The organism is Allobosea robiniae (genome assembly GCF_900102525.1).
Classification (GTDB): Bacteria; Pseudomonadota; Alphaproteobacteria; order Rhizobiales; family Beijerinckiaceae; genus Allobosea; species Allobosea robiniae.
Map to the genome: position 1 here is coordinate 178523 of NZ_FNBZ01000001.1, position 21235 is coordinate 199757.

20 protein-coding genes are annotated in these 21235 nt (G+C 66.2%); 6 read left to right on the top strand and 14 right to left on the bottom strand.

Annotation, left to right across the window (positions count from 1 at the left end; all coding sequences use genetic code 11):
• Positions 1 to 10 precede the first annotated feature (10 nt).
• Both BLQ70_RS00760 and BLQ70_RS00765 read right to left on the bottom strand, forming a co-directional pair.
• The gene (locus BLQ70_RS00760) at positions 11 to 697 is read right to left on the bottom strand and encodes an alpha/beta hydrolase (protein WP_091855430.1); all 687 of its coding nucleotides are present in this window, start codon (positions 695 to 697) and stop codon (positions 11 to 13) included.
• A 110-nt stretch (positions 698 to 807) separates the two neighbouring features.
• A complete protein-coding gene (locus BLQ70_RS00765; protein ID WP_091855431.1) occupies positions 808 to 2106 on the bottom strand; it encodes an RsmB/NOP family class I SAM-dependent RNA methyltransferase in 1299 nt (432 codons plus the stop codon).
• Positions 2107 to 2286: 180 nt separating this feature from the next.
• On the opposite strand from BLQ70_RS00765, the gene BLQ70_RS25500 reads away from it, so the two are divergent.
• The 3 genes from BLQ70_RS25500 to BLQ70_RS00775 all read left to right on the top strand — a co-directional run bounded on the left by BLQ70_RS25500 (position 2287) and on the right by BLQ70_RS00775 (position 4201).
• Positions 2287 to 2424, top strand: coding sequence for a lipoprotein (locus BLQ70_RS25500; protein WP_170843263.1), 138 nt, complete (start codon positions 2287 to 2289; stop codon positions 2422 to 2424).
• A gap of 220 nt (positions 2425 to 2644) precedes the next feature.
• Complete coding sequence (locus tag BLQ70_RS00770; RefSeq protein WP_210184230.1) at positions 2645 to 2893, top strand: DUF6719 family protein; 249 nt, start codon at positions 2645 to 2647, stop codon at positions 2891 to 2893.
• 147 nt (positions 2894 to 3040) lie between these two features.
• Positions 3041 to 4201 (top strand): glycerophosphodiester phosphodiesterase, encoded by a 1161-nt coding sequence (locus BLQ70_RS00775; RefSeq protein WP_091855432.1) that lies wholly within the window; start codon positions 3041 to 3043, stop codon positions 4199 to 4201.
• Positions 4202 to 4285: 84 nt separating this feature from the next.
• On the opposite strand, the gene BLQ70_RS00780 is transcribed toward BLQ70_RS00775, so the two are convergent.
• The 6 genes from BLQ70_RS00780 to BLQ70_RS00805 form a co-directional block, all read right to left on the bottom strand.
• The gene (locus BLQ70_RS00780; protein WP_061963785.1) at positions 4286 to 4567 is read right to left on the bottom strand and encodes a hypothetical protein; all 282 of its coding nucleotides are present in this window, start codon (positions 4565 to 4567) and stop codon (positions 4286 to 4288) included.
• Between the two features lie 120 nt (positions 4568 to 4687).
• Positions 4688 to 5482 (bottom strand): amino acid ABC transporter ATP-binding protein, encoded by a 795-nt coding sequence (locus tag BLQ70_RS00785; RefSeq protein ID WP_377848949.1) that lies wholly within the window; start codon positions 5480 to 5482, stop codon positions 4688 to 4690.
• A gap of 20 nt (positions 5483 to 5502) precedes the next feature.
• Entirely contained in the window at positions 5503 to 6882 is a 1380-nt protein-coding gene (locus tag BLQ70_RS00790) for an amino acid ABC transporter permease (RefSeq protein WP_091855433.1), read from the bottom strand.
• 10 nt (positions 6883 to 6892) lie between these two features.
• Positions 6893 to 8080 carry an amino acid ABC transporter permease gene (locus BLQ70_RS00795; protein ID WP_425284556.1) on the bottom strand — a complete coding sequence of 396 codons (1188 nt, stop codon included), beginning with the start codon at positions 8078 to 8080 and terminating at the stop codon, positions 6893 to 6895.
• 381 nt (positions 8081 to 8461) lie between these two features.
• Entirely contained in the window at positions 8462 to 9487 is a 1026-nt protein-coding gene (locus BLQ70_RS00800) for an amino acid ABC transporter substrate-binding protein (protein ID WP_091855435.1), read from the bottom strand.
• Between the two features lie 159 nt (positions 9488 to 9646).
• Positions 9647 to 10669 (bottom strand): amino acid ABC transporter substrate-binding protein, encoded by a 1023-nt coding sequence (locus BLQ70_RS00805; RefSeq protein ID WP_061963792.1) that lies wholly within the window; start codon positions 10667 to 10669, stop codon positions 9647 to 9649.
• 264 nt (positions 10670 to 10933) lie between these two features.
• Here BLQ70_RS00805 and metC point away from each other — a divergent pair, with 264 nt between their 5' ends.
• Positions 10934 to 12124: a cystathionine beta-lyase gene (gene metC, locus BLQ70_RS00810; RefSeq protein ID WP_091855436.1), complete on the top strand. Its 1191-nt coding sequence runs from the start codon at positions 10934 to 10936 to the stop codon at positions 12122 to 12124.
• Between the two features lie 184 nt (positions 12125 to 12308).
• Here metC and ppx read toward each other — a convergent pair whose 3' ends face one another.
• The 5 genes from ppx to BLQ70_RS00835 all read right to left on the bottom strand — a co-directional run bounded on the left by ppx (position 12309) and on the right by BLQ70_RS00835 (position 18574).
• The gene (gene ppx, locus BLQ70_RS00815; protein WP_274532840.1) at positions 12309 to 13883 is read right to left on the bottom strand and encodes an exopolyphosphatase; all 1575 of its coding nucleotides are present in this window, start codon (positions 13881 to 13883) and stop codon (positions 12309 to 12311) included.
• On the bottom strand, positions 13819 to 16014 hold the full coding sequence (locus BLQ70_RS00820) for an RNA degradosome polyphosphate kinase (RefSeq protein ID WP_061965455.1): 2196 nt from the start codon (positions 16012 to 16014) through the stop codon (positions 13819 to 13821). Before BLQ70_RS00820 ends, ppx begins: the two co-directional genes overlap by 65 nt.
• A gap of 121 nt (positions 16015 to 16135) precedes the next feature.
• The gene (locus BLQ70_RS00825) at positions 16136 to 16834 is read right to left on the bottom strand and encodes a P-loop NTPase family protein (protein WP_091855438.1); all 699 of its coding nucleotides are present in this window, start codon (positions 16832 to 16834) and stop codon (positions 16136 to 16138) included.
• A gap of 6 nt (positions 16835 to 16840) precedes the next feature.
• Complete coding sequence (locus tag BLQ70_RS00830; RefSeq protein WP_091855439.1) at positions 16841 to 17950, bottom strand: AI-2E family transporter; 1110 nt, start codon at positions 17948 to 17950, stop codon at positions 16841 to 16843.
• A gap of 93 nt (positions 17951 to 18043) precedes the next feature.
• Positions 18044 to 18574: a CDP-alcohol phosphatidyltransferase family protein gene (locus BLQ70_RS00835; RefSeq protein WP_091855440.1), complete on the bottom strand. Its 531-nt coding sequence runs from the start codon at positions 18572 to 18574 to the stop codon at positions 18044 to 18046.
• 175 nt (positions 18575 to 18749) lie between these two features.
• Here BLQ70_RS00835 and purM point away from each other — a divergent pair, with 175 nt between their 5' ends.
• Together purM and purN are read left to right on the top strand one after the other, a co-directional pair.
• On the top strand, positions 18750 to 19823 hold the full coding sequence (gene purM / locus BLQ70_RS00840; protein WP_091855441.1) for a phosphoribosylformylglycinamidine cyclo-ligase: 1074 nt from the start codon (positions 18750 to 18752) through the stop codon (positions 19821 to 19823).
• Between the two features lie 56 nt (positions 19824 to 19879).
• Positions 19880 to 20443, top strand: coding sequence for a phosphoribosylglycinamide formyltransferase (gene purN, locus BLQ70_RS00845; protein WP_425284557.1), 564 nt, complete (start codon positions 19880 to 19882; stop codon positions 20441 to 20443).
• On the opposite strand, the gene BLQ70_RS00850 is transcribed toward purN, so the two are convergent.
• The gene (locus tag BLQ70_RS00850; protein ID WP_082617002.1) at positions 20371 to 21171 is read right to left on the bottom strand and encodes a helix-turn-helix transcriptional regulator; all 801 of its coding nucleotides are present in this window, start codon (positions 21169 to 21171) and stop codon (positions 20371 to 20373) included. The two genes, purN and BLQ70_RS00850, sit on opposite strands and share 73 nt — an antisense overlap.
• Between the last annotated feature and the right edge of the window lie 64 nt (positions 21172 to 21235).

Below are 21235 nucleotides of genomic sequence, written 5' to 3' on the forward strand. Positions count from 1 at the left end.
GGCCCTACCGCTAGGCCTTGGCGGCATCCTCGATCAGGTCAGAAATCTCGGCCGGGCGCGAGGCGAGCGAGGCGTGGCTGGCGTCGAGCCTCAGGGTCTTCTGCGGACGCATGCGCTGCGCCATCATGATCTGGTTTTCGGGCGCGATCATCCGGTCGGCGCTGGAGATCTGATACCAGTTCGGCTTCTTCTTCCAGGCCGGGGCCGTCACGGCGTCGCCGAAGGTCGAGCCGAGCGGCGCCTTCTGCGCGATCGCCATCACCAGGGCTTCGTCGGTCGACAGGTCCTGACAGAAACTCTCCCGGAACTTGTCCGGCTTGATCCAGAGATAGCCGTCGCTATCCGGTGCGATGTTAGGGAAGGCCTGCGGCGGCCTGGCCTGGCTGATACCGCCGGCGCTTTCCCCGGCATCGGGCGCGAAGGCCGCAATGAAGACCAGCGCCTTGACGTTCGGCAGGTCACCCATCTCGGTGATGACCTTGCCGCCATAGGAATGGCCGACGAGCACGACAGGGCCTGCGATCTGCCGCACCATCTTGCGGGTGCGCTCGGCATCATCCGCCAGCGAGGTCAGCGGATTCTCGACGGCGTGAAGATCGGCATGGCCGCGCCGCGACAATTCGAGAATGACCTTCGACCAGTGGGCGGCCCCGCCCCAGAAGCCATGAACCAGAACGATTGCGGGCTTGTCGGACATGCCACGATCTCCCATCGCAGCCGGTCAAGGGCTCCGGCTGAACACGTCGCCGAATGGAAACCTCGCAGAGTTTCAGCGCAGTGTCGATGCGGAAGCGCAGCCGCTAACGCTCACGCGTTGCGCGTCAGGCAGGCCAGATAGAACCCGTCCGTGCCGGTGCGCCGCGGCGAGAGCTGCAGGCCGTGGGTGGTGGCGAAGCGGGCGAGCAGGGAGAAGTCGCTTTCGGCGCCCCTGAGCACGTCGATCGGCGCGATTGCGGAGAAGCTCGCATGCTTGGCGAGGAAGGCGCGGATGGCCTCGTCGTTCTCCTCCGGCAGCACCGAGCAGGTGATGTAGGCGATGCGACCGCCCGGCTTCACCAGCCTGGCGGCGCGGGCCAGCACCTCGGCCTGGTCCTTGATGCGCTCGGCCAGTGCGCCCGGGCGCACCCGCCATTTGGCATCCGGGTTGCGCCGCCAGGTACCGGAGCCGGTGCAAGGCGCGTCGACCAGGACGAGATCGACCTGTCCGGCGATATCGGCGAAGGGCTCGTGGCCGCGCGAGCGGGGAATGCGAACCTCGACGATGCCGGCGCCCGAGCGCGCCAGCCGGTCATGCAGGGGTGCGAGGCGACGGCTGTCGAGATCGGTGGCGTAGAGGCTGCCGCGATTGGCCATCAACGCCGCGAGCGCCAGCGTCTTGCCCCCTGCTCCGGCACAGAGGTCGATCACGGTCTGGCCGGGCCGGGCACCGGCGAGCAGCGTCACCAGTTGCGAGCCCTCGTCCTGGATCTCGAAAGCGCCGGCGAAGAAGCCGGGCTCGGTCTGCAGCGAAGGGCCGCGCCCGTCATGGCCGGGCTGGAAACGCAGCGCATCCGGAGACCAGGGTCCCTGCTCCGGCTCGAGATGGGCCAGATCGTTCAACACGGCGTCCCTGCCCGCCTTCAGGCGATTGACGCGCAGATCGATCGGCGCGCGCGCGGCCAGCGCCTCGCCCTCAGCGATGGCGACCTCGCCCAATCCCGCCCGGAAAGAAGGCCAGAGCCATTCCGGCACGTCGGCCTGCACCCATTCGGGCGCGCCCTCGACCGAGAAAGCCGTGAGAAGCGCGGTCTCGTCGTCGCTCAAGGGTTCCGGCGCGTGGTTTTCGCCAGAGCAGAGTTCCGCGATCTCCGCGACGCCGAGGCCGCGCAAACCCGCGAGCATGCCGAGGACGAGCGCACGCGGCGTCTCCGACGCCATCGCATAGCCGGAGGAGGCCTTGCGCCGGAGCGCATCATAGACCAGCGAGGCGATGGCTGCGCGGTCCTTCGAGCCGGCGAAACGGCGCGACAGGCCCCAGTCCTTCAGGGAATCGGAGGCCGGCCGGCGGCGCTCGACGATATCCTGGAGCACCTCGATGGCAGCACTGATCCGGGCGGCTGGGGTCATGACGTTTCAATCCTGGCGCCGGACGGCTTCCGGGCGCCGCAAACACGGTGTCGAACATGTTTCGACCGATTCAAGCATGACGCCGGGGCATAAGCCTCCCATTGCCACACTCTTGACGCGGTCGTTCCACAAGCGGAAAGACGATGCAACCGCATGTCGCGGCCATTGGGATACACACACATGAAAAGCGCCAGCCGCATCGTCATCCTGAGCCTCGTCGCGCTCGGCCTCGCCGCCTGCGCCACCCAGCAGCCGGACTACACCCCGCCGGCCTCCAAGCGCCTTGACGCCAAGACGACCCTCGAGAACCGCCGCTGAGATTTCGCGGAGCGGCAAAGGCTGGCTGCGTCGAAGCGGCCGCCCGATCCCGCCCGCATCGGCAATCGCACCAAAACCCGCGCCGGCTTTCGTCGGGGCGGGTTTTTATATGGGCGACGCGATCGGTAGAAGACCCGAGGCACGCGGCCGCTCAACTTTCGGCCAACTGTCATCGGGACAGCGCCGATGCTAGCCTTCCACTAGGGTGGAGGAACGGTCGATGATACGCTTCGGGGCTATCTCGCTAGCTCTTCTATCGCTCGCGCTGGCAGATGCGGCGGCAGCCCAGCAGATCTATCGCCACGAGCCGGCCAAAGGGCTGATCCGAGCCGGTCAAAAGATACTGGTCGATGACGGCAGATGCCCGCGAGGACAGATCCTCGAGGTGACCGGCGGCACAAATCCGGGCCTCAGGGCCCGGCAAGGCCAATCGACGGAGCGTGAACGTCGTTGCATTCCGCGCGGTTGAGCGGCGACAGTTTCGACCAGACGCCGCGCCACACGCTTCCGCGCGGCGCCCCAGACCCGCCCCAGATTCACCAAGCGCCAGCCTTCATGCCGGCGTCATATCCGCCGACCTAAGTTCGCCGGCATTTCCGCAAGACCGGGTCAGGCCATGACAAAGAACTTCCTTCTCTCGACCACGCTCCTTGCCGCGCTGTCCTTCCAGGCACCGATCGCGCTTGCGCAGGGGGCTCCGACGCTGTCTGGCCAGAAGCCGCTGGTCATTGCCCATCGCGGCGCCAGCGGCTACCTGCCCGAGCATACGATCGAAGGCTACAAGCTCGCGATCGAGCAGGGCGCCGACTTCATCGAGCCCGACCTCGTCTCGACCAGGGACGGCGTGCTCGTCGTCCGCCACGAGCCGATGCTATCAGGCACGACCGATGTCGCGGATCGCCCGGAATTCGCCAATCGCAAGACCACGCGCAAGGTCGACGGCGTCGACACCACCGACTGGTTCGCCAACGACTTCACCGCCGCCGAGATCAAGACGCTGAAGGCGAAGCAGGCCTTCGCCGATCGCGACCCCTCCCATAACGGCAAGTACCAGATCCCGACCTTCCAGGAGGTGATCGACCTCGCCAAGGCCGAAAGCGCCCGCACCGGCCGCACCATCGGCATCTATCCCGAGACCAAGCATCCGACCTATCACGCCGCGCTCGGCCTCGCCTTCGAGGACAAGCTTTTGGACATGCTCAAGGCCGCCGGCTGGAGCGACAAGACCGCGCCGGTCTTCATCCAGAGCTTCGAGACCGCGAACCTCAAATACCTGCGCCCGAAGACGCAGTTGCGCCTTGTCCAGCTCATCGATGGCGACGGCGTCGACAAGGACGGCAAGGTCACGCTCGTCGCGCCCTTCGACCGGCCCTATGATTTCGCCGTGCTGGGCGACAAGCGGACCTTCCAGGACATGCTCTCGGCCGAGGGCCTCAAGGAGATCGCGACCTATGCCGACGGCGTCGGCCCCTGGAAGCCCTATCTGATCGGCGCCAGGCAGACGATCGGCGCCGACGGCAAGCCCCAGGACCTCAATGGCGACGGCGCGATCGACGAGCGCGACCGCACGCTGATCGCGCCGACCAATGTGGTGAAGGACGCCCATGCCGCCGGCCTGCTGGTCCATAGCTGGACCTTCCGCAGCGAGCCGAAGCGGCTGACCTCCGATTTCAAGGGCGATGCGGGCGCCGAGTACAAGGCGTTCTTCGCGCTCGGCCTCGACGGACTGTTCTCGGATTTCCCCGATCAGGCCGTGAAGGCGCGCGACGGCAAGTAAGCCCGATCTTGGCAGAAGGCCCGCGACGCCAGGCGTCGCGGGCCTTCTCATGGGCAGATGTCGCGCCTTCCGGCACGGCTGAACTCAATCGCAGACGCGGGTCGTCCGGCGCACAACGCCGCGCGGGGTCTCGCGCTCGGTCGTCACGGTGCGGCAGTCGCGGCGCGAATTCGCACGGCGCCATTCACGCTCGCGATGACGATCGTACCGGTCGCGCCGCTCCTCGCGGATTTCGCGATCGATGGCCCGCTCGCGCGGCGAGCGCGTATCGACGCTGACGCCGCCGGGGCCGACATTGATCGACTGGGCATAGGCTCCGCCACTCATCAGAAGCGCGACGAGCAGGGCAGGAACAAGACGTTTCATGACGTATCCTCCGTTCCCGTCACCAACCGGTTACGCAAGGATTCGTTCCGACCTCCCCTGAAACGCAAAACGCGCCGGCAGAGCCGGCGCGCTTGCGGTTTTCGATGGGAATACCCGCTCTCAGTGCAGGATCTGCGAGAGGAAGAGCTTGGTGCGCTCGTGCTGCGGGTTCTTGAAGAACTCGTTGGGGGTGTTCATCTCGACGATCTGGCCGGCATCCATGAAGATGACGCGGTCGGCGACCTGGCGGGCGAAGCCCATCTCGTGGGTGACGCAGAGCATGGTCATGCCCTCGTCGGCCAGCGAGACCATGGTGTCGAGCACCTCCTTGACCATCTCGGGATCGAGCGCCGAGGTCGGCTCGTCGAACAGCATGATCTTCGGGCTCATGCAGAGCGAGCGGGCGATCGCCACGCGCTGCTGCTGGCCGCCCGAGAGCTGGCCCGGATATTTATGGGCCTGCTCGGGGATCTTGACGCGCTTGAGATAGTGCATGCCGATCTCCTCGGCATCCTTCTTGGGCATCTTGCGCACCCAGATCGGCGCCAGCGTCAGGTTCTCGAGGATCGTCAGATGCGGGAACAGGTTGAAGTGCTGGAAGACCATGCCGACGTCGCGGCGGATCTCGTCGATCTTCTTGAGATCGTTGGTGAGCTCCGTGCCATCGACGATGATCTGGCCCTTCTGATGCTCCTCCAGCCGGTTGATGCAGCGGATCATCGTCGACTTGCCCGAGCCGGACGGGCCGCAGATGACCAGCTTCTCGCCGCGGCTGACCTTCAGGTTGATGTCGCGCAGCACGTGGAACTCGCCGTACCACTTGTTGACGCCGATCATCTCGACCGCCGTCGCCGTGTTCAGCGAGGTCTGCTTAAGGGCCGCGGGGCGGGAGTCGGTCGTCTTGGTTTCTGCCATTGCCATGGTTGTCGTCCCTCTCAACGTTTTTGGCCGGCGGCGAGGCGCTTCTCGACCGCGATCGAGTAGCGCGACATTCCCCAGCAGCACAGGAAATAGAAGATGGCGGCGAAGGCGTAGCCTGTCGACCGTGTCGTCGGCGTCGCCCAGGTCGGATCGATCAGCGTCGCCTCGATGGTGCGCAGGAAGTCGAAGATGCCGACGATGGTGACCAGCGTCGTGTCCTTGAACAGCCCGATGAAGGTGTTGACGATGCCGGGAATGACGATCCGCAGCGCCTGCGGCAGGATGATCAGGCGCATCATCTGCCAGTAGCCGAGGCCGAGCGACATCGCGCCTTCGTACTGGCCCTTCGGCATCGCCTGCAGGCCGCCGCGCACCACCTCCGCCATATAGGCGGCAGCGAAGAGCGCGACGCCGATCAGCGGCCGCAGCAAACGGTCCGGCGAATATTCCTGCGGCACGAAGAGCGGCAGCATGGTGTTCGCCATGAACAGCACCGTGATCAGCGGCACGCCGCGCACGAACTCGATGAAGATCACCGAGAGCAGCTGGATCGCCGGCAGCTTGGAGCGGCGGCCGAGCGCCAGCAGCACGCCGAGCGGCAGCGAGAAGACGATGCCGACCGCCGAGATCAGGAAGGTCACGGTCATGCCGCCCCAGAGGCCGGTATCGACGCGCGGCAGCCCGATCCTGTCGGCGAGCACCGCCAGGAGCCCGAAGACGACGAGTGACATCAGGATCAGGCGCTTGGGCCGGTAGAAGCGCTGCCAGGCCGGCATGGCCTCCTCGACCGCGAGCTGGCCCTCGCCGATCCAGAACTTCATCAGCCCCGGCGCGAAGGAGAGCACCAGATAGAGCACCGCCAGCGCGAAGGTGACGAGGATCAGGAAGCGCAGGAAGCTCTCCGCGCGCTCGCCGCCGAGCAGCAGGATGAAGGCGCTCGCCGGCATGATGACGAAGAAGAAGAAGAAGCCGACCTTCTTCAGCGGCATCTTGTTCCAGAGCAGCCAGACCACGCCGAGCGCGAACATCGCGAAGACGATGTTGACCCGCCAGCGCTCCGCCACCGGATAGGAGCCGTAGATGAAGTACTGGGTGCGGTCCGCGATATAGGCCCAGCAGGCGCCGACCGGGCGCCCGACCTTGTCGGCGAGGCAGGCGTCGCGGTTCGCGCCGGTCCAGACCGCATCGAGGAAGTAGAAGCGGATCATCCCCGGAACCGTGTCGATCACCAGCCAGACGCAGAGCAGCGTCAGGATGATATTGAGCGGGCTCGAGAACAGGTTCGTCCTGATCCAGGCCAGCGGGCCGGCGACGGAGAGCGGTGCCGGCTCCTGCTCGAGGGTTTCCCTGCGGACGAAGGCGTAGGGCGCGTTTTCGGTTGTTGCGTCGGTCATCGCGCGGCCCTCACCGTTCCACCAGCGCCATGCGCTTGTTGTAGATGTTCATGAACAGCGATGTCACCAGCGAGATCGTCAGATAGACCGCCATCGTGATCGCCACGACCTCGACCGCCTGGCCGGTCTGGTTCAGCACCGTGCCGGTGAAGACCTGGACGAGATCGGGATAGCCGATCGCCACCGCCAGCGACGAGTTCTTGGTCAGGTTGAGGTAGTTGGAGGTCAGCGGCGGGATGATGACGCGCATCGCCTGCGGAATGACGACGAGCTTCAGCGTCGGCCCGTTGCGCAGGCCCAGCGCATGGGCGGCCTCGGTCTGCCCTTTCGACACCGCGAGGATGCCGGCGCGCACGACCTCGGCGATGAAGCCGGCCGTATAGGTCGTCAGGCCGATCAACAGCGCGACGAATTCCGGGAAGATCTGGACACCACCGCGCAGATTGAAGCCGGCGAGTTCGGGATAGACGAAGGTGACCGGCCGGCCCAGGACGAAATAGATCAGCGTCGGCACGACCACGATCAGGGCGAGCGCGACCCAGCCGATCGGATATTGCCTGCCGGTCGCGGCCTGCTGCTTGTGCGCCCAGGAGCGGAAGATGAAGGTGGCGACGAGACCGATCAGGAACGCCCATATGATCAGGCTGCCGCCGGGACCCAGGTGCGGATCGGGAAGGTAAAGGCCGCGGTTGTTGAGCAGCGCTCCAGCCGGCAGCGCGATCGACTGGCGCGGGTTCGGCAGCGGCTTCAGCACCGCGTTGTACCAGAAGAACAGCTGGAGCAGCAGCGGGATGTTGCGGATGACCTCGACATAGATCATCGCCAGCTTGGAGATGACCCAGTTGTTCGACAGCCGGGCGACACCGACGAAGAAGCCGAGGAAGGTCGCGAAGATGATGCCGAGCCCGGCGACCAGCAGCGTGTTCAACAGGCCGACGATGAAGGCGTCGCCATAGGTCGAGCCGCCCGCGGCCGAGAACGGGATCAGCTTCTGGTTGATGTCGAAGCCGGCGGCGTTGTGCCAGAAGCCGAAGCCGGAGGCGATCTTCTGCGCGCGCAGGTTCTCGATCGCGTTCGAAGCCGCCGACCAGATCAGGAAGACGACGATCGCCACCAGAGCAGCCTGATAGACATAGCCCCGGACCTTCGGGTCGTAGAATAACGACGCCTTGCCGGGTGATACCTGTTCGCTCGGAATGCTCGACACCTGTCACGCCCTTTTTGTTTCGCTTGTCGTGGCCGGCGATCCTGCAGCGGTGCGGTTGCGCTGCTGTCGTCTTGTTGTCCGTGCCACTCTTCTGGTTTTGCGAACGGCGCCCGGCCGGCAGGCCGCGCGCCCTTCCCTTACGTCCCGGCCCGGCGCAGCGCGTTGCTCTGCGACAGGTATCCGGCACCGGCGGCCGCCGGCGCGATGATGTTCCTCATGCGGTTCCCCTGTTCGGAGCGGGTTCGTCCCGCCCTCGGCCAGCCAGCAAGCTTCGCGCCAACCGGCGCGACCCCTGCCTCGATTCCTTCGTCTCGCACAGGGCTGCCTCGCCCTGTCCCGTCATCTTTCGAACCGGCCGCCCTCCGGTCGTCTTCAGCGGATCGGCGGAGCGTATTGCAGGCCCCCCTTGGTCCACAGCGCATTCTGGCCACGTTCGATCTTCAGAGGCGAGTCCCGACCGAGATTTCTCTCAAAAGATTCACCATAATTGCCGACATGGCGAACGATGCGATAGGCCCAGTCGCGATCCAGGCCGAGTGCCTCGCCGAAATGACCCTCCAGGCCGAGCAGCCGGCGGACGTCAGGCTGCTCCGAGGCCCGCATGGAATCGACATTGCCCTGGCCCACGCCCAGCTCTTCGGCATCGACCATGGCGAAGAGCGTCCACTTCACCAGGTCGAACCATTGGTCGTCGCCATGGCGCACGGCGGGGCCGAGTGGCTCCTTCGAGATCGTTTCGGGCAGGATGACGTGCTCCTGCGGCGCTGCCAGCTTCATCCGCTGGATCGCCAGCCCGGCCCGGTCATAGGCATAGGCGTCGCAGCGGCCGCTGGCATAGGCGTCGACGGTTTCCTCGCTGCCCTTGAAGGTGACGATCTCGTATTTCAGGCCGTGGCTGCGAAAGAAGTCGGCAACATTGAGCTCGGTCGTGGTGCCCTGCTCGGTGCAGACGGACGAGCCCGCAAGCTGCAAGGCAGAAGTCAGACCGAGCCTGGCACGAACCATGAAGCCTTCGCCGCCATAGAAATTGATGCCGGTGAAGTTGAGACCGAGTGCGGCATCGCGCGCCATCGACCAGGTCGAGGTGCGTGACAGAAGATCGACCTCGCCCGTCTGGAGCGCGGTGAAGCGGTCCTTCGACAGGAGGGGAATGAATTTCACCTTCTCGGGATCGTCGAAGATCGCGGCCGCGACGGCCCGGCAGAGATCGACATCGAAACCGGTCCAGCGCCCCTGCCTGTCGGGAATGGAAAACCCCGCCAGCGAGGGAGCCACGCCGCAGATGACGGCGCCGCGATGCCTGACCTGCTCCAGCAGGCCGCCGGCGGGCGCCGCTCGTCCACTGTCGGGCGCGAGGGCGGCCATGGCGGCCAATGCCAGCGCAAGGATGGTCGGCATCCTGGCCTTTCCCATGGCGGAATCAGACCCGGGTGACAGCAGCGGCGACACCACCCGGCAATCGACATTCAGATGATCGCGGCCGATCAACGAGGACCGCTTCGGCGAGCGCATGCGAGAACGGGGCGCCGGTCAGACAACCGGCGCCCCGCATGCCTCTCAGCGAACCGGCGGGGCGTATTGCAGGCCGCCCTTGGTCCAGAGACCGTTCTGGCCGCGGGCGATCTTGAGCAGCGAGCCCTGGCCCACGTTGCGCTCGAAGGATTCGCCGTAGTTGCCGACATGCTTGACGATGCGGACGACCCAGTCCGGCGTCAGGCCGATCTGCTCGCCGAACTTGCCCTCGGTGCCGAGCAGACGCTTGATCTCGGGGTTCTCGGACTTCAGCTGCTGATCGACATTCGCCTGGGTGACGCCGAGCTCCTCGGCGTTCAGCATGGCGAAATGGGTCCACTTCACCAGGTTGAACCACTGCGGGTCATTGTTGCGGACGGAGGGGCCGAGCGGCTCCTTCGAGATGATCTCGGGCAGAACGAGATGCTCGTCGGGGTTCGTCAGCTTCAGGCGTTCGGCATAGAGGCCCGAGGCGTCCGTGGTGAAGGCGTCGCAGCGACCGGCATCGTAAGCCTTGACCGTCTCGTCCGAGGTCGCGAAGGCGACGACTTCGTACTTGAGGTTGTTGGCACGGAAATAGTCGGCGAGGTTGAGCTCGGTCGTGGTGCCCTGCTGGGTGCAGACCGACGCGCCCGAAAGCTGCAGCGCCGAATTCACGCCGAGCTTCTTGCGGACCAGGAAGCCCTGGCCGTCATAATAGTTCACGCCGGTGAAGAGCAGGCCGAGCGAGGCGTCGCGCGTCATCGTCCAGGTCGAGTTGCGGACGAGCACGTCGACTTCGCCCGACTGGAGCGCGGTGAAGCGATCCTTGGCCGAGAGCGGGATGAACTTCACCTTGCTGGGATCGTTGAAGATCGTCGCGGCGATGGCACGGCAAAGATCGACGTCGAGCCCCTTCCAGTTGCCCTGCGCATCCGGCACGCCGAAGCCGGCGAGGCCGGTGTTCGAGCCGCAGTTGAGAATGCCGCGCTGCTTGACCTGCGCCAGCGTGGCCTGGGCCGAAGCCCCCGTCGCGGACATCGCCAGGCCGATGCCTGCTGCAAGGGCGGCTGCTACAAACTTCTTCATCGGTACTCTCCCGTTGGAACCCCTGTCCGGCTGATGCCGGAAGATTTGTCTGGTCCCGCCGCCGGCGGCTTTTTCGCCGCTCGGTTCATCCCGCTTTCGCGCGGCGTCCCCATATCATCGCGTCGATTGCCAGAGCGACTCATGAGCGTCAAGCAACCGCCATACGCATGAGCCGCCCCTTGTTCGCTGCATATATCACATGCGAGTTTGTGGGGAGTGGTCAAGCCCGGCCACAATTTTTCCGTTTTTTGGCCGTGCCTTTCCATGAAAAAGCTGACTTCGCCTGAATTTGCGCGCCTCGGCGAGCGCACGCGCCTCGTCCTGGCAGGCCGCGACCCCGCCGACAGCTACGGGTTTGTCAATCCGCCTATCGTACGAGGCTCGACGGTGGTCTATCCGAACACCGAGGACTTCCTGGTGCGCAAGGCGCGCTACACCTACGGCACGGACGGCAACCCGACGATCGACGCGCTGATCGCCGCCGCCAACACGATCGAGGGCGGCGCGGGCGTCGTCGTGACGCCATCGGGCCTGATGGCCTGCACACTTGCCTTTCTCGCCATGCTCTCGGCCGGCGATCACGTTCTGGTGACGGACAGCGTCTACCGGCCGACGCGGATCTTCTGCGATACCTTCCTGAAGCGGATGGGCGTCGAGACGACCTATTACGACCCGCTGGTCGGCGCCGACATCGTCAAGCTGTTCAAGCCGAACACCAGGGCGATCTGGACCGAGGCTCCGGGCTCGCAGACCTTCGAGATGCAGGATATCCCGGCCATCGTCGCGGCTGCGCATGAGCGCGACATTCTCGTCGCGATGGACAACACCTGGGCGACGCCGCTGTTCTTCGATGCCCATGGCTTCGGCGTCGACCTCTCCGTGCAGGCCGGCACCAAATATTACGCCGCCCATTCCGACGTGCTGATCGGCACCGTCTCGGCCCGCACGCCGGAGCTGTTCAAGGCGTTGCGCGCAACCTGGGGCCAGCTCGGCCTGATCATCGCCCCGGAAGACGCCTTCCTGACGCTGCGCGGCATGCGCACGATGGCAATCCGCCTGAAGGAGCAGATGCCAGCCGGCATCGCCATGGCGGAATGGCTGCGCGGGCGGCCCGAGGTCGCTCAGGTCCTGCACCCTGCCCTGCCGGGCGCGCCCGGGCACGAGATCTGGAAGCGCGATTTCACCGGCGCCTCCTCGCTCTTCACCTTCGAATTGAAACCGGTCTCGATGAAAGCCGTCGGCGCGATGCTGGACGGGCTGACGCTGTTCGGGATCGGCGCGTCCTGGGGCGGCTATGAGAGCCTCGTCCTGCCCTTCGACTGCAAGAGCTATCGCACTGCGACCGAGCCCGGCTTCAAGGGCCCGACGATCCGCATCCATATCGGGCTGGAGGACATCGAGGACCTCAAGGCCGATCTCGATGCCGGCTTCGCGCGGTTGCGGGCGGTCGGCTGAGCTTGGGCCACCCGGCCGTCATTCCCGGGCGAAGCGCAGCTTCGACCCCGGAATCTCAGGACGAGAAGGCGCCGGAACCTTCGGCGTCATTGCGAGCGCAGCGAAGCAATCCAGGGCGGCGGAGCTCTACGACCCCTGGATTGCTTCGCCGCTTCGCTCCTCGCAATGACGGCAGGGGAAGGCCTCAGAGCCTGCCGATCTCGAAATCGCGGCCGAGCAGCTTCGCGAGCTGCTTGAGCCGCCCCTCGACACGCTCGCTTGCCAGCGCCGACAGATCGTCGGGAAACCGCAGCAGCAGGCGATTGTCGACGCAGGCCGCCGGGATGCGCGGCAGGATGCCCGCCATGCCGGCCGAAAGCAGATAGGCGACGCGGAAGATCGCCGCGATCAGCAGCGCCCGCGCGAGAATGGCCGGCGGCAACAGCGTCTTCAGTCCGGCCGCCCCCGGCGAGCTCGCCTTCATCCCGGCATAGCGGTGGAAGATCGCCAGCGCCAGGAAAGCCCGCCCGACATGGTCGATGCCGGTGAAATAGGCATGGGCGATGACGTTCATGCTCTGCTCACCGCGATAATCCGGATGGGCGCGCCAGCCGATATCGGAAAGCAGGCAGACGGTCTCGATCATCCGGCCGGATGGCTCGTCCTGCGGCAGGCCGGCCGTTTCGAGGATGCCGCGGGTCCAATTGATCAGCTCGGCCGCATGGCGCGGATCGCGTGCGCGCAGCAGGTTGTAGTCACGCGCCGCCTGCAAGAGCGGATCAGCATTCTGCTCCTCCGGCGAGAGCTGCTCGTGCAGCAGGCCTTCGCGCACGCCCTGCGCCGAGATGATGATGCCCCGCGGCTTGCCGCGCTTGATCAGCTCATCGAGCACCAGCGCGCCATAGGCGAGCAGCGGACGGCGGGCCGACGAAACCGAATCGATCGCATCGAGCACCGAGGCATCGGCCCGCTCGACCAGCTTGACGAAATCGGCGACGTCGCGCGTCGGCACGGCATAGCCGTGCATCACGTTGAGCGGATAGGCCATGCGGTGCTGATGAAGGGTGGCAAGCGCGCGCCAGGTCCCACCGACGGCATAGAAGTCCCGCCCCTTCATTGCAGCGAGCTGCGGCAGCTTGTCGAGTTCGTCCTTGACGATTTTCTCGGCAGCTCTCAGCGAGCCCTTCGAGCGGTCGAGCAAGGCAAGACCGCCGAGCGGCACGCTGGCGCCCTGCCCCACCGAACCGCCCTTGACCGAGATCAGCTCCAGGCTGCCGCCGCCGAGGTCGCCGACGACACCGTCCGGCACATCGAAGCCCGAGATCACGCCGAGGCCGGAGAGCACGGCTTCGCGCCCGCCCGAGATCAGTTCGATCGGCTGGCCGATCGCCTCCTCGGCACGCGCGATGAACTCGGGCCCGTTGCTGGCATAGCGCGCCGCCGCCGTCGCGATGACGCGGAGTTCCCCGACATGCATGGCTTCGCAGAGGATGCGGAAGCGGACGAGCGCGTTGATCGCCTTGGCGATGGCATCGTCGGCGAGGCGTCCCGTCGTGGCGACCTGGCGACCGAGACCCGCCATCTCCTTCTCGTTGAAGACCTGGGCGGGCGCGCGCGCCAGCATCTCGTAGACGACAAGACGGACCGAGTTCGAGCCGATATCGACGATGGCAATGGTATGGGAGAGCGCGAGCCGCCCCGGCGCGTGCCTGGGCTCAGGCCTTGCGTCCCCCTCGGCGTGCGAGGGAGCGGGGACTTGAATTGGAGAGCGATTTTCCACGTCCGGACAGACTCGGGTTCGTCATGAAGTACTTATGCGCATTGAACGGCTCTTCGTTCGGCGCGGGGACAATGCGGCGCGAGCCGCCATCGGGCAATATCGTCCAGCTCTGCTCGTTGTCGAGCAGGTTGGCCAACATGATCTGATCCAGCAACTGCTGATGCACCGTCGGATTCAGGATCGGGGTCAGCGCCTCGACGCGACGATCGAGATTGCGCGGCATCAGATCGGCCGAGGAGATGTAGATCTTGGCCTTGGGTCCGGGCATGCCGTGGCCGGCACCGAAAGCGTAGATGCGCGTATGCTCGAGGAAGCGGCCGATGATCGACTTGACGCGGATATTCTCGGACAAGCCGGGCACGCCCGGCCGCAGGCAGCAGATGCCGCGCACGACGAAGTCGATCTCGACGCCGGCCTGGCTCGCGTCATAGAGCGCGTCGATGATCTCCGGATCGACCAGCGAATTGCACTTGCCCCAGATCGCGCCCTTGCGGCCGGCCTTCACATGGGCGACCTCCTCGGCGATATCGGCGAGCAGACGCTGCTTCAGACCAGTCGGCGAGACGGCCATGCGCTCCAGCCCGGCCGGCTCGGCATAGCCGGTGATGAAGTTGAAGACGCGCGCGACGTCCTGCGCGATCACCGGATCGGCGGTGAAGAAGGAGACGTCGGTATAGATGCGCGCCGTGATCGGGTGGTAGTTGCCGGTCGCGATATGGCAGTAGCTGACGAGCTGCCCCGCCTCGCGGCGCACCACCAGCGAGAGCTTGGCGTGGGTCTTCAGCTCGATGAAGCCATAGACGACCTGGACACCGGCGCGCTCCATCTCCTTGGCCCAGCGGATATTGGCTTCCTCGTCGAAGCGGGCCTTGAGCTCGACCAGTGCCGTCACCGACTTGCCGGCCTCGGCCGCTTCCGTCAGCGCCTTGACGATCGGCGAGTTCGATGAGGTGCGGTAGAGCGTCTGCTTGATCGCGACGACATTGGGATCGCGCGCCGCCTGCTGCAGGAACTGCACGACGACGTCGAAGCTCTCATAGGGATGGTGGACGAGCAGGTCCTTCTGGCGGATCGCAGCGAAGCAATCGCCGCCATGCTCGCGGATACGCTCGGGGAAACGGGCATTGTACGGCTTGAACTTCAGGTCCGGTCGGTCGACGCCGACGAGCTGCGAGAGCTCGGTCAGGCCGATCAGGCCGTTGACCTCGACGACCTCGTCGCTGTCGACCTTGAGCTCGCGCACGATCAAACGGCGCAGATGGTCGGGCATGCCGGTCGAGAGCTCGAGCCGGATCACCACGCCGAGGCGCCGCTGCTTGAGCATGGTTTCGAAGACGCGGACGAGGTCCTCGGCCTCCTCCTCGATGTCGAGATCGGAATCGCGGATGATGCGGAAGGAACCCGCCCCCTTCACCTCGTAGCCGGGGAAGAGCTTGCTGATGAACAGCGAGACCGCGTCGTCGAGCGCGATGAAGCGATGCAAACCCTCGCGCGCCAGGTCCGGCAATTCGATGAAGCGGTCGATCTTGGTGGGCACGCGGATCAACGCGTCGAGCTGACGGCCATCATTCTTGCGCTCCAGCGCCAGCGCGATGGTGAAGCCCAGATTGGGAATGAAGGGGAAGGGATGCGCCGGGTCGATCGCCAGCGGCGTCAGCACCGGGAAGATGTAATTGAGGAAGTAGTCCTCCAGCCAGATTCGGTCCTGCGCGCCGATATCGCCGGGCTGGAGCAGGTGGATGCGGTTCTCGTGCAGCTCATGACGCAATTCGGCCCAGCGCGCCTGCTGGTCGGCGGTCAGTGCCGCGACGGCCTCGCCGATGGCGACGAGCTGGCCGGCGGGCGTCAGGCCGTCCTGGCTGCGCGTGGTCACGCCGGCCTTGAGCTGCTCACGCAGGCCGGAGACGCGGACCATGAAGAATTCGTCGAGATTGTTCGCGGAGATCGAGAGGAAGCGCAGCTGCTCCAGCAGCGGGTGGCTGCGATTCGAGGCTTCCTCCATGACGCGGCGATTGAACTGGAGCCAGGAGAGCTCACGGTTCATGAAACGCTCCGGCTGCTGGCGCAGGGGCGCCGCATCAGCCTCGCTGGAGAGCTTCTCCGACTCGTCGATCACCGTGTCGAGGGTCATGCGCTTCACTCGCGTCCTGGTCGTCTTGCCGCTCATGCCGCCGTTGAAGCCATTCTAGTGCGACGGTTCGATGACAAGCGACATGATTTGAAGCATGCGGCCTGCGCAGAGATGGCCGGGTTCAACCCGGCTCCTCCGGGAACAGTTCCGCCAGCGCCTCCTGCACCAGCGGGCGCGTCACCCGGCGTCCGCGTTCGAGCGCGAGCCGGTCGAGCCGATCGACGACCTGCCGCGCGGCGGCGAAGGAACGTTCCATCCGCATGGCCAAGCTGTCGATCACGGCGATATCGACCACGAGCTGGCGGTCGATGAAGAGCTTGACCAGCAGTGCCCGCAGCAGCCCGTCATCCGGCGGCTCGATCGTCGCGGCCGGCGCCAGCCGAAGCCGCGACAGCAGATCCGGCACGCTCACGCCCCAGAGATCGGGCGCGCTTCGCGCCGTCAGCAGTAGGAAGCCGCCGCGCGCCTTGATCGCGTTCATCAGGTGAAACAGGGCTCGCTCGTCGAGGCGGCCGGCATCGCAATCCTCGATCACCAGCGCCCCGCCGGACACGAGGTGGGGCACCTCCGCCTCGTTCAGCTCCGCTGCCGAAATCGTCCAGGCATGGGCGGCGCGGGCCCAGATCGCGGCAAGATGGGTCTTGCCGGCCCCTTCCGGCCCGGTCAGGCGCAGCCAGGCCTCCGGCCAGGCGGGCCAGCTCTCGATCAGGCTGTAAGCCGCCTCGTTGGAAGAGCCGACAAGAAAATCCTCGACGCCATGGCGGCTGTCGACCGGCAGGTCGAAGGCGAGCTGGCGCGGGCGTGGCGGAATGTCGGACATGGCGTCTCAGGCGTCGGCGTCGACGCGCGCCTTCGCCGCCGCAGCGCGGGTAGCATCGCCGCCGTGATAGAGATTGCTGGCGAGATATTGCCTCAGCGCAAAGCGGCAGAGCACGCCGATGACAGCCGCGAGCGGCACGGCAAGCAGCAAGCCCACGAAGCCGAACAGCGAGCCGAAGGCAAGCAGCGCGAACATCAGCCAGACCGGATGCACGCCGATGGAATCACCGACGAATTTCGGCTGGAAGATATTTCCCTCGAGGAATTGCCCGGCCAGGAAGACGCCGAGCGTCGCCAGCGGCCAGGTCCAGTCCGGCCAGAACTGCACCGTCGCGACGCCGACCGAAAGCACGAGCCCCGTCAGCGAGCCGACATAGGGGATGAAGGAGAGGAAGCCCGAGATGATGCCGATCAGCGCGCCGAAATTCACGCCGATGACGCTGAGGCCGATCGCATAGAAGCCACCGAGCAGAACGCAGACCAGTGCCTGCCCGCGCAGGAAGCCGGCGATCGCCATGTCCATCTCGTGCAGCAGGCTGCGGATGGTGTCGCGATGGTCGAGCGGCAGCCAGCTATCGACGGTCGCGACCATGCGGTCCCAGTCGACCAGCAGGTAGAAGGCGATGACCGGCGTCAGCACCAGGAGCGAGAACACCCCGACGATGGCGGTGCCGCCGCTCCAGAGCGATTGCAGCAGGCCGCCGACCCATTTCATGCCGTCCCCGACGAGGTTGCCGAGCGAATTCTGCGCTTCCTTGGTCAGGTCGGCGCCGCCGAAGCGCTCCAGCCAGGGCGCCCCCTTCTCCAGCACCAGCGCCTGCAATTTGGCGGCGTCGCCCGGCAGGCGGGCAACGAGGCCGGCAAGCTGCTGGCCGAGCAGCGGCGCCAGCAGCACCAGCCCCAGCACGAAGATGAGCAGGAAGACGACGAGGATGACGATCGTCGCCGCCAGCCGGTTCATGCCCATGCGCTCCAGCCTGTCGGCGAGCGGGTCGAGCAGATAGGCCAGCGCCAGTGCCGCAATGAAGGGCAGCATCACGTCCCGCAGCATCACCAGAACCAGGACGAATACGAGAAGGGAGCCGACCCAGAAGCCGATCTGGCGTTGCAACGTCATCGATCAGCCTCTCTCGCGTCTCACGGCCGGCGGGACAAGACAAATGTGCATCGAGGCCCGGGGTTCCAAGCCGCAATGGCGGATAAAGCCCCGTCAACCTGCCATGTGGCGCAGCCAGAAGGCGAGATAGGCCGTCATCGAGGCGACCGTCAACAGAGCGACGAGGAGTTCACAGACCAGAGCGGCAGCGCCGAGCTCGATCCCGAAGGCGCGCGAACCGAGCGCCAGCGCGGCGAAGCCGATCTGCGCGGCGGTGTTGAGCTTGCTGACGACGATCGGCGCGATCGTCAACGGCTTGTCGAGCAGCCAGGACAGGATCACCGCCGATACGATCATCAGGTCGCGCGCGACCACGAGGACGACGAGCCAGACCGGGATCGCGCCGACGATCGCCAGAGTGATGTAGATCGAGACGATGAGCGCCTTGTCGGCGACGGGGTCGAGCCACGCTCCCAGCTCGCTCGCCATGCCGCAGCGCTTGGCGAGGAAGCCGTCGACCGCATCCGAGATGCCGGCGACGACGAAGAGGATGAAAGCTGCCTGCCAGTTCGCACCGACGATCATGACGATGACCAGCGGCACCAGGAACAGGCGACCGATGGTGATCAGGTTGGGGATCGTCATGGCGGCAGTTTCGCGCGAACCGCGGAAAAGACCAATGCTCTCCGGACAGAGATCCTGCGTCCAGTCGGAATGACGTCGCCTCGCCTGTGAGAAATCGACAAAGCCGGCGCAGATGCCTTGCCAGCGCGGGCGCGCTTGCCTATCGCTCGCGCGAGCAGAAGGAAGGCGAAACGCAATGAGCAAGCCCGGCGCAAACGGACTGACCTATGCGCAGGCCGGCGTCGATATCGACGCCGGCAACGCCATGGTCGACGAGATCAAGCCGCTGGTGCGCGCGACGCGCCGGCCGGGCGCCGATGCGGAGATCGGCGGCTTCGGCGGATTGTTCGACCTCAAGGCCGCCGGCTTCAGCGATCCGATCCTGGTCGCGGCCAATGACGGCGTCGGCACCAAGGTCAAGATCGCGATCGAGAGCGGGCTGCACGCGACGATCGGCATCGACCTCGTCGCGATGTGCGTCAACGACCTGATCGTCCAGGGCGCCGAGCCCCTGCTCTTCCTCGACTATTACGCCACCGGCAAGCTCGACCCGAAGGTCGGCGTCGAGATCGTCCGTGGCATCGCCGATGGCTGCCGCCAGGCCGGCTGCGCATTGATCGGCGGCGAGACCGCCGAGATGCCCGGCATGTATGCCGAGAAGGATTACGACCTCGCGGGCTTCGCCGTCGGCGCCGCCGAGCGCGGCACGCTTTTACCGCGCGAGGACCTGAAGCCCGGCGACGTGGTCTTCGGCCTGCCCTCCTCCGGCGTGCATTCCAACGGCTATTCGCTGGTTCGCCGCATCGTCGAGGTCAGCGGTCTCGGCTGGGAGGCGCCCGCCCCCTTCGCGCCCGGAAAAAGCCTCGCCGAGGCGCTGCTGGAGCCGACCCGGATCTATGTGAAGCCGCTGCTGCAGGCGCTGAAAGCGACGGACGGCATCAAGGCGCTGGCGCATATCACCGGCGGCGGCTTCCCCGACAATATTCCGCGCGTCCTTCCGGAGGGGCTCGGCGTCGCGCTCGATCTCACCGCCATCCCGGTCCCGGCCGTGTTCGGCTGGCTCGCCCAAGTCGGCGGCGTCGCCGAGCGCGAGATGCTGCGCACCTTCAACTGCGGCATCGGCATGATCGTCGCGGCTGACGCCGGCAAGGCGGATGAGGTTCTCGCCGCGCTGAAGGCCGCAGGCGAAGCGCCGGTGAAGCTCGGCGAGATAGTGCCTGTCGCCAGCGGCGAGGAGCAGGTCAGCTATCGCGGCAAGCTCTCGCTGTGAGCGCCACGCCTCCCCGCAAGCGCGTCGGGGTGCTGATCTCCGGGCGCGGCTCGAACATGGTCTCGCTGGCCGAAGCGGCGCAGGCGCCGGGATATCCGGCCGAGATCGCACTCGTCATCTCGAACATTCCCGATGTCGCCGGGCTCGACCGGGCACGCGATTTCGGCATCGCCACGGCGACGATCGATCATCGCCCCTTCGGCAAAGACCGCGAGGCCTTTGAGCGCGCCGTGGATGAAGCGCTGCGGGTGAACCAGATCGACCTGCTCGTGCTCGCCGGTTTCATGCGGATCCTGACGCCCTGGTTCGTGGCGCGCTGGGAAGGCCGGATGATCAACATCCACCCGTCGCTCCTGCCGCTGTTCAAGGGCACGCATACGCATCGCCAGGCGCTAGAGGCCGGCGTTGCCGAGCATGGCTGCTCGGTGCATTTCGTCGTGCCGGAACTCGATGCCGGGCCGGTGATCCTGCAAGCCAAGGTGCCGGTCCTGCCTGATGACGACGAGGAAACGCTGTCGCAGCGCGTCCTCGTCGAGGAGCACAAGCTCTATCCGGCGGCGCTGGCGGAGGTCGCGTCCGGCCGGGCCAAGCTTGAAGACGGCGTCGTGATCCGCGGCTGAGCCGCAGCATCGCCCTCGCGCTTGCAGCGCTCCCACTCCTCCTTCGCCCTCTCCTCCTCCTTCTGCCAGCGGCGGAAGAGATCGGCACGGCGCGCGGGATAGCGCTCCTCCAGCGCGGCGAGGCCGGTCATGCGGTCGGTGCGGAAATGGCGGAAGGCCTGCCGGAGCTCGCACCAGGCGATGACGACGCGCACGCGCTCGTAGAACGTCATGCCGATCGGCCAGATCATTCGCTGCGTCGCCTGGCCGCTCTCGTCGCTGTAGTGGATCGAGAGCTTGCGGCCGTTGCGGATGGCGGCACGCACGGCAGCGACATCGACCTGATCGGCCGGGACGTCGCCGGGGTGAGACGCCGCAAACAGCGCACCATCGAGCAGGATCGGCCGCAGATGCGGCGGCAGCACTGCCGCGACCTTGCTGACCACATCCTCGGCAGCCCGCGCGAGCACCGGGTCGGCCCGTTCGCTGAGCCAGCGCATGCCGACCAGCACGGCCTCGATCTCGTCGGGCGAGAGCATCAGGGGCGGCAGGTCGAAGCCTGCGTCGAGCACGTAGCCGATGCCGGCCTCGCCGCGCACGGGTACGCCCTGGCGCACCAAGGCGCCGATGTCGCGGTAGACCGTACGCACGGAGACGTCGAGCTCGGAAGCCAGCGTCTCGGCCGTCACCGGGCGCCTGCGGCGACGCAGGCTCTGGATCATGTCGAGCAATCGTTCAGCGCGCTGCACGGCGGCGTCTCCCCACTCGTCTCCCGATCCAGCACCCACGCCGTTCGACCGAGACGATCGAACG